The sequence below is a fragment of the Mesorhizobium sp. M0601 genome, assembly GCF_040320845.1.
Classification (GTDB): Bacteria; Pseudomonadota; Alphaproteobacteria; order Rhizobiales; family Rhizobiaceae; genus Mesorhizobium.
Genome location: NZ_JAMYQK010000106.1, coordinates 1 through 1543, shown reverse-complemented (window position 1 = coordinate 1543; position 1543 = coordinate 1). Strand labels below are relative to the sequence as shown.

At 62.2% G+C, this 1543-nt stretch carries 1 protein-coding gene; it reads left to right on the top strand.

Annotation, left to right across the window (positions count from 1 at the left end; all coding sequences use genetic code 11):
• The first annotated feature begins 82 nt into the window (after positions 1 to 82).
• A complete protein-coding gene (locus NKI41_RS33005) occupies positions 83 to 1456 on the top strand; it encodes a transposase (protein WP_352473781.1) in 1374 nt (457 codons plus the stop codon).
• Positions 1457 to 1543 lie beyond the last annotated feature (87 nt).

Genomic DNA, 1543 nt, shown 5'->3' with positions numbered 1-1543 from the left:
CGACCGATAGTGTTGAAAAAGTCCGGGTTGCAGCAGTCCTGAAGCACTGATTCAATCTTCGTCGTAAGAGGAGATTGAGTCGATGATGGGCGAGCAAAGTGTGATGCAGGAGGAGCTGTTCTACGGCTTCAGCCTGGAGCGGCATGTGCCGGCGGATCACCTGCTCAGAGCGATCGACCACTTCGTCGACCTGTCCGCCATCCGCCAGCATCTGGCGCCCTTCTACAGCCCGATCGGCCGTCCCTCGATCGACCCTGAGCTGCTGATCCGCATGCTGATCGTCGGCTATTGCTTCGGCATCCGCTCGGAGCGCCGGCTGTGCGAGGAGGTACATCTGAACCTGGCCTATCGGTGGTTCTGCCGGCTTGGCCTCGAGGGTGATGTGCCTGACCACTCAACCTTCTCCAAGACCCGCCACGGCCGCTTCCGCGATGCCGACCTGCTGCGCGAACTGTTCGAGACCGTCGTCCGGCGCTGCATAGCTGAAGGGCTCGTCGGCGGCGAAGGCTTTGCGGTCGATGCCAGCATGATCGTCGCCGACGCCCATCGTCAGCGCGGGATCGAAACGGCCGAGGACCTCAATCCCAAAGCCAAGCGGGCCGTGGCTGAGTATCTCGCCACTCTGGATGACGCCGCCTTCGGGGCCGCCACGCCGGTGGAGCCCAAGTTCGTCTCCCCTGTTGATCCCGCCGCGCGCTGGACTGCCGCTTGGGGTGGCCCAGCCGTCTATGCCTATTGCACGAACTATTTGATCGACGTGGAGCACGCCATCATCGTGGACGTGGAGCCCTCGACCGCGGTGCGCCAAGCCGAGGTGACGGCCGCCAAGACTATGATCGAGCGGGCGCACGACGAGCTCGGCCTCTGGCCGGAGCGGCTGATTGCCGACACCGGCTACGGCTCGGCCGAAATGCTGAACTGGTTGGTGCATGAGCGTGGGATCGAGCCGCATATCCCGGTCTTCGACAAGTCTAGGCGCAAGGATGGCACCTTCTCGCGCGACGACTTCACCTACGACCATAAGGCCGATACATACATCTGTCCTGGCGGGAAGACGCTCAGGCAGCGCCAGAAGACCTATCGGATGCCACACCCTCTCGTCGACGAGAATGGCATGATGCGCTATCGCGCCAGCAAGCTGGATTGCGACGCCTGTGCCCTGAAGCCCAGCTGTTGCCCGAAGGAGCCGGCGCGCAAGGTGCTGCGCTCGATCTATGAGGGCGCGCGCGACATGGCCCGCGACATCGCAAAGACAGACGCCTACCAGACCTCACGCTATCAGCGGAAGAAGGTGGAGATGCTGTTCGCGCACCTCAAGCGCATCCTGAAGCTCGATCGATTGCGATTGCGCGGCCCCTGTGGTGCCCGCGATGAGTTCCACCTTGCAGCCATCGCTCAGAACCTCAGGAAATTGGCCAAGATTTGCACCCTCGGAACAAACGTCCGAGCCACTTAAGGCGAGGAGGTCGCGTCGACCTTAATCAAGACGCTTCGGTGCGAGTGGATCCACGGCTTCATCGCCGACTTCTTCAACACTATCGAC

Bases quoted from the DNA above. Each gene is read 5' to 3' on its own strand.
- NKI41_RS33005 (WP_352473781.1), top strand. From the start codon at position 83: ATGATGGGCGAGCAAAGTGTGATGCAGGAGGAGCTGTTCTACGGCTTC.